The sequence below is a fragment of the Endozoicomonas acroporae genome, assembly GCF_002864045.1.
GTDB classification, from domain to species: domain Bacteria; phylum Pseudomonadota; class Gammaproteobacteria; order Pseudomonadales; family Endozoicomonadaceae; genus Endozoicomonas; species Endozoicomonas acroporae.
On record NZ_PJPV01000093.1, the window covers coordinates 1 to 6,605 of the forward strand.

The window sequence follows — 6,605 nt, forward strand, 5'->3', positions numbered from 1 at the left end:
CACCCCGGCATAGCCGGGGGTTTACCTAATGATTAATTAGCAAGGAATGAACAAACACTCAAGCGGATGGCCGCCCCGCGGAGCGCTCTACGCGCTTCTGTCTTATATCACCGCCTGCGCGGCCCGGCCCGATTAGGCGATGCTTTACGACGGGTTTGGTAAATGGCTCATGTTTGGTGGCGATGGCGTCATTGCTGAAAACCTGCGACATGAGCAACAGAAGATCATTAAATACAATCAGCTTGTGTCCAATCTGACGATTCTTCATAACGTACAAAATATGACTCGTGCGCTGAAGGAGATTGCCAGTGAGGGGGTGGAGATAACAACCAGATATACTGGCTGACCTGTCCCCGTACTGGCGAAAGCACATTAACCGCTTTGGAGACTACCGGCCGGACTACGATATACCCGTGTCCAAACTGGAGTATGACCTGATCCTTTCCATGATGCTCTGACGGGTCACAGTTTGCAAAAATACCACGTTGTGGCATATTTATTACTACAACGTAGGATTAACTATGGAATTTGTAGAAGCCAGTGTATTTACCAAAATTATCACTCAGCTCATGTCTGACGATGATTATCGTGCCATGCAGGAAGCTATGATTGCACAGCCTGATATTGGTAGCGTTATCAAAGGAACAGGAGGACTGCGTAAGTTCCGCTGGAAGTTGGGTGACTCTGGCAAGCGCGGTGGTGTACGAACCATCTATTACTGGCAAGTCAGTGAAGATATCTTCTACATGCTGTATGCCTACAGTAAAAGCCGGCAAACAGACTTAACCAGTGCCGAGAAAAAAGTACTGTCAGAACTAGCGAGGGAGTTTTGCAATGAGTGACCATGAATTTAACTTTGATGAATTGGTGGAGAGCGTCAAGGAAGCGATCGACATTAACAAAGGCATTAAAAAGCCTTCACGGTCGTTCAAGTATGAGGAAATTGATGTTGCGGCTATCAGGAAGGCTACACACCTCTCACAGGAGAAGTTTGCGGCTCTGATTGGAGTGAGCATCAAGACTGTGCAGGGATGGGAGCAAAAAGTGAGAAAACCTCTCGGGCCGGCCAGATCATTACTGATTATGTTCCGCAACGACCCTAACCAGGCTATGGCCTTACTTCACCAGTGAGTAAGTATAAAAATACTATTTATTTAGGGCGTTATATTAAAAACAAAACAGGGATTCTTTTGCTTGTATTTCAATAGCTTGCAAATGTATGTGGAGAATTCCACCCTATTTGCCGGCCGCCCCTCTTATCGGCGGTTGGGCACTCGCTGCCTGACCCACAGTATTGATGGCCACCAACTCCTGCGGGTCATCGGCAGCGGATGACCCGTGGCAATAACGACGATAAATGTACCTCCCTAACTCCACGCCTGCCACCGCAAAGGCAGCAGCCCCCAGGGCGATACCTGCTACTGCGCCGGTACTCAGGGTAGCCGCCAGTGGTGCCGCCGCCGTGGGCAGCGTCATGGTGGCCCCCGGCAGGTCGGACAAGTCCATGGTGGTGTTCGCTACCGTCGGCACCGTTGTGGCCGGTAATGGCTCCCTGGCCACACCTGAAGAGTAACCTGTGCTCCTGGCAAAACTGTTCACCTGCGTAGTATTGGCAACCACAACCCCTCGCCTTGTGGCGTCTGTTGGCACTGCAGCGGCTGTTGTCGCTGTAGCGGCATTTACCGGGCAAGCATCACTGTACGAAACATCCAGCGCATCCAGAAATTCAGTTCTCGAAGAGCAATTGGCTGTTAACACACGTAGGTCTGCTTTTTGGCAAAGAAGCTGATCATTGGAGATAGAAGAATTCCCCTCTTTAATGCCATTGACATAGCTGTTCACCGCCGTGGTGTTGCCAACCCTCCAGCGACAACGTGCCCCCCTCCGATGTCGGCGCCTGCATCATAACCCGTGGTATTGACCCTGCTGTTCACCGCCGTGGTGTTGGCAACCGTTCCATTAACCCTGCCCCCCGATGCCGGCGTCTGCTTTCTCGCCCGAGGTGAAAATATGAACATTTTCGGCCCAGATATCACTGACTGTGCCATTAACATCAACAACACAGGCTGCTAACCCAGCCACCTCCGTGGAATTTATATTGGCACCAGTTAAGCGAAGGTGACTGATGCTGCCTTTCAGTGTGTCAACAAAACAGTCAGACAGGTTGCTGATGATACGGCACTGCCCATCGTACTCCCCGGTAAACGGATCTGTCTTACTACCAATGGGCCGGGTTAGCTGGCTACCATCAATATCCGCCATCTGCCGGTACTTGCCATTCACTGGATAGTCCGTATTACGGCCAATCATGCCCAGGGTTGTGGCATTCGGCACCTTAATCCACACTTCGGTTTTATTGCCGGATGGGGATGCAGCCGCCGCAGCGCTCAGGCCAGACAGGGCACCCAGTGCCACGGCGGCTTTTGGTTGCTGGCCAAGGCCAACGGAGGCGGTGGCCGGTGGGCTGGTGCGTTGTGGTGTTTGCTGCGGTTTCTTTTTTTTCCTGCCTTTGTCGTTTGTTGGCGGGCCATCCACCGGGCTATCTGCCTGGCTCTGCCCTGGTGCCGTACCTTTAGTCGCACCAAAAAGATCCCTGAGCCGAGCCGCTGAGGAAAGCGTGATAAAACCCTGCAACATCGTGCCGATCTCCGCTGGCAGCACCGTATAAGGCGACACCAGTCGGGCAGCCAATTCAACACCCTCGAAAAAGCTACTGTCCTGCCCACCGGGGCTGCCAAAAGTGAAGGCCGGACCTTTATCCGGTTGCGCCCCGGGGGGTACATAATCAGGATGCCAGGACTGCAAAAACGGGATCACACCGTCCCAGAAAGCGACCTTCACCCCTGCCCATACGCCCCATTTCTCCCCTGGCTGAACCGGTATGGAGCCCGAAGCAGTGGCTGCGCCTGTTGACTGAGCGGTAGGTTGGGATATCACAGTTATTCCCTCAAAAAATAAGGGCAAGGGTAGACAAGGCTCAGGCGGTGAAAGGAACCGTTTGAATTATTGGTAATGGGTAATACGCAAGAATCTTATAAAGCAGGAAAACTCCGCTGTCATTCCGTACAGGGATTGTACGGAACCCACCTTGCAGGGAGAGCAAACCGCCAACGAGCCTGGCCACATCCGTGTAGGATGGGTCCTGTACAGAATGACAGCAGAGTAAGCCGGTAGACCGGTTCTCATTTTGCGCGCTTGCCAGTGTCAACTTCTTCATAGATGCCAGCATCTTCATAAACGCCGACATCTTCATAGATGCCAGTATCTTCATATTCGCCAACATCATCATATTTTTCATCTTCGCAAACATCATCATATTTGTGTTCATGCCATGGAATCACCTGTTCACTGAGTCCTTCAAAGAACAAGACCCTTGGCCCTATGGGTGGTTTTTCCGGTAGTGCCGGTTGTTGCAGTCTGGGTGGCTCTGGAGGAGGTCTACTGGGGCGTTGTACAACGGCAGGTTTCTCTCTTGTCTCTTTCCTGACGGCTTTTATCATCGGTTGAGTGCGCGCCTTCTGTGCCTGACCCACAGTATTGATGGCCACCAACTCCTGCGGGTCACCGGCAGCGGCGGGGGATGACCCGCGGTAATAATGACGATAAATGTACCTCCCTGCCACCACCCCTGCCACCACAAAAGCCGCAGCCCCCAGGGCGATACCGGCTACTGCGCCGGTACTCAGGGTAGCCGCCAGCGGTGCCGCAGTGGTGGGCAGCGTCATTGTAGCGGCATTTACCGGGCAAGCATTACTGTACGAAAAATCCAGCGCATCCAGAAATTCAGTTCTCGAAGAGCAATTGGCTGTTAACACACGTGGGTCTGCTTTTTGGCAAAGAAGCTGATAATTGGAGATAGATCCAAAATTCTTTTTAATGCCATTGACATAGCTGTTCACCGCCGTGGTGGTGTTGGCAACCGTTTCTTTATTGTCCCCCCCCCGGATACTGGCGAGTGCATTCCTATCCGAGGTTTTGACCCTGCTGTTCACCGCCGTGGTGTTGGTAACCGTTCCTTTACCCCCCCCCACTCCGATGCCGGCGGGTGCATTGTCACCCGAGGTTTTGACCGTGCTGTTCACCGCCGTGGTGTTGGCAACCGTTCCTCCAAGGTAAACCATCCCCCCCCCGATGCCGGCACCTGCACTCCTACCCGAGGTTTCGACCGTGCTGTCCACCGCCATGGTGTTGGCAACCGTTCCTCCATTGTCAACCCTCCCACCCCCGATGCCGGCGTGTGCATCCTCGCCCGAGGTGAAAATATGAACATTTTCGGCCCAGATACCACTGACTGTGCCATTAACATCAACAACACAGGCTGCTAACCCAGTCACCTCCGTGGAATTTATATTGGCACCAATAAAGCGAAGGTGACGGATGCTGCCATTCAAAGCGCCAACAAAACAGTCAGACAGGTTGCTGATGGTACGGCACTGCCCATCGTACTCCCCGGTAAACGGATCGGTCTTATTACCAATGGACTGGTTTAGCTGGCTACCATCAATATCCGCCGTCTGCCAGTACTTGCCATCCAGTGGATAGTCCTGATCACGGCCAATCTTGCCCAGGGTTGTAGCATTCGGCACCTTAATCCACACTTCGGTTTTATTGCCGGATGAGGGTGAAGCCGCCGCAGCGGTCAGGCCAGACAGGGCACCCAGTGCCACGGCGGCTTTCGGTAGCTGGCCAATGCCGACGGAGGCGGTGGCCGGTGGGCTGGTGCGTTGTGGTGTTTGCTGCGGTTTCTTTTTTTTCCTGCCTTTGTCGTTTGTTGGCGAGCCATCCACCGGGCTGTCTGCCTGGCTCTGCCCTGGTGGCGAACCTTTAGTCGCACCAAAAAGATCCCTGAGCCGGGCCGCTGAGGAAAGCGTAATAAACCCCTCCAGCATCGTGCCGATCTCCGCTGGCAGCACCGTATAAGGCGACACCAGGCGGGCAGCCAGTTCAACACCCTCGAAAAAGCTACTGTCCTGCCCACCGGGGCTGCCAAAAGTGAAGGCCGGACCTTTATCCGGTTGCGCCCCGGGGGGTACATAATCAGGATGCCAGGACTGCAAAAACGGGATCACACCGTCCCAGAAAGCGACCTTCACCCCTGCCCATACGCCCCATTTCTCCCCTGGCTGAACCGGTACGGAGCCCGAGGCAGTGGCTGCGCCTGTTGATTGAACGGTAGGTTGGGATATCAACGTTATTCCCTCGCAAAATAAGGGCAAGGGTAGACAAGGCACAGGCGATGAAAGGAACCGTTTGAATTATTGGTAATGATCAATGGGCAAAAATCTTATAACACAGGAAAAAGCCGGGAATATGGCTTGAGGTAATAATTACCTTCTATTTATTTCGTACCCGGGAACTTTTCAGTTTATTTATTGCCTTTACCCAGACTCTTCATTTTCTGATTCAATACCTTCTGATGCTATGAAAACCATCGATAGCACGATAGCCACTGCCCCAAAAATATGCAGCATTTGCCATGAAAGCAGTATGGGCAAGTCAGGACCACGGGAGATGGTCACCACCGCCTGTCATCACCGTTTTCACTTGCTGTGCATTACCAACTGGCTTGATGAACAACCACTGCATGGACGGCACTTGTCAACTTCTTCATAGATGCCAGTATCTGTATATTTGCCAACATCTTCATATTTGTGTTCATGCCAGGGAATCACCCCCTGAGTTCTTCAAAGAACGAGTCCCTTGGCCGTGTGGGTGGTTTTTCCGCCAGTGCCGGTTGTTGCAGCCCGGGTGGCTCTGGAGCAGGTCCTCTAGCCCGGATATTTCATAAACTGCCCCGAATCTCGCGTAGGACTTTGTCGCTCTAAGGGATTTTGTGAGGGAGCGCCGTACCGGGGAGTACGGTCGACTGAACAAAACTCCCTTAGAGCGGCAAAGGACAAGCGAGAGCGGGAGCACGTTTATGAAATATCCGGGCTAGAGCGTTGTACTTCGGCAGGTTTCTCTCTTGCCTCTTTCCTGACGACTTTTACGCCGGTTGAGTGCGCGCCTTCTGTGCCTGACCCACAGTATTGATGGCCACCAACTCCTGCGGGTGATCGACAACGTATGACCCGCAGCAATAACGACGATAAATGTACTTCCCTAACACCACCCCTGCCACAACAAAGGCAGCAGTCCCCAGGGCGATACCGCCTACTGCGCCGGTACTCAGGGTAGCCGCCGACGATGCCACAGTGGTGGGCAGCGTCATGGTGGCCCCCGTCAGGTCGGAAACGTTTATGGTGGAGTTCGCTACCGTCGGCACCGTTGTGGCCGGTAATGGCTCCCTGACCACGCCTGAAGAGTAACCTGTGCTCCTGGCAAAACTGTTCACCTTCGTAGTATTGGCAACCACGGCCCGACGCCTTGTGGCGACTGTTGGCACTGTAGCGACTGTTGTCGCTGTAGCGGCATTTACCGGGCAGGCATCACTGTACGAAACATTCAGCGCATCCAGAAATTCAGTTCTCAAAGAGCAATCTGCTGTTAACACACGTGGGTCTGCTTTTTGGCAAAGAAGCTGATCATTGGAGATAGATCCAGAATTCTCTTGAGTGCCATTGACATAGCTGTTCACCGCCGTGGTGTTGGCAACCGTTCCTCCA

General features: G+C 53.2%; 8 protein-coding genes. 4 read left to right on the forward strand and 4 right to left on the reverse strand.

Annotated features, from left to right (window positions below):
- The first annotated feature begins 139 nt into the window (after positions 1-139).
- The 3 genes from CX664_RS28215 to nadS all read left to right on the forward strand — a co-directional run bounded on the left by CX664_RS28215 (position 140) and on the right by nadS (position 1,131).
- Positions 140-346, forward strand: coding sequence for a Tn3 family transposase (locus tag CX664_RS28215; RefSeq protein ID WP_101747683.1), 207 nt, complete (start codon positions 140-142; stop codon positions 344-346).
- Positions 347-521: 175 nt separating this feature from the next.
- Positions 522-842: a type II toxin-antitoxin system RelE/ParE family toxin gene (locus tag CX664_RS15830; RefSeq protein WP_101747684.1), complete on the forward strand. Its 321-nt coding sequence runs from the start codon at positions 522-524 to the stop codon at positions 840-842.
- Positions 835-1,131 carry a NadS family protein gene (gene nadS / locus CX664_RS15835; protein ID WP_101747685.1) on the forward strand — a complete coding sequence of 99 codons (297 nt, stop codon included), beginning with the start codon at positions 835-837 and terminating at the stop codon, positions 1,129-1,131. Before CX664_RS15830 ends, nadS begins: the two co-directional genes overlap by 8 nt.
- Before the next feature lie 105 nt (positions 1,132-1,236).
- Here nadS and CX664_RS15840 read toward each other — a convergent pair whose 3' ends face one another.
- The 3 genes from CX664_RS15840 to CX664_RS15850 all read right to left on the reverse strand — a co-directional run bounded on the left by CX664_RS15840 (position 1,237) and on the right by CX664_RS15850 (position 5,189).
- On the reverse strand, positions 1,237-1,842 hold the full coding sequence (locus CX664_RS15840; RefSeq protein ID WP_101747686.1) for a hypothetical protein: 606 nt from the start codon (positions 1,840-1,842) through the stop codon (positions 1,237-1,239).
- Positions 1,843-1,959: 117 nt separating this feature from the next.
- The gene (locus tag CX664_RS15845; protein WP_146000052.1) at positions 1,960-2,937 is read right to left on the reverse strand and encodes a hypothetical protein; all 978 of its coding nucleotides are present in this window, start codon (positions 2,935-2,937) and stop codon (positions 1,960-1,962) included.
- A gap of 245 nt (positions 2,938-3,182) precedes the next feature.
- A complete protein-coding gene (locus tag CX664_RS15850) occupies positions 3,183-5,189 on the reverse strand; it encodes a hypothetical protein (protein WP_146000053.1) in 2,007 nt (668 codons plus the stop codon).
- Between the two features lie 298 nt (positions 5,190-5,487).
- Here CX664_RS15850 and CX664_RS25780 point away from each other — a divergent pair, with 298 nt between their 5' ends.
- Positions 5,488-5,613 (forward strand): RING finger protein, encoded by a 126-nt coding sequence (locus tag CX664_RS25780; protein ID WP_180966515.1) that lies wholly within the window; start codon positions 5,488-5,490, stop codon positions 5,611-5,613.
- 373 nt (positions 5,614-5,986) lie between these two features.
- Here CX664_RS25780 and CX664_RS26475 read toward each other — a convergent pair.
- Positions 5,987-6,605 (reverse strand): hypothetical protein (locus CX664_RS26475; RefSeq protein ID WP_180966516.1); only part of this gene is annotated, 619 nt, incomplete at its 5' end.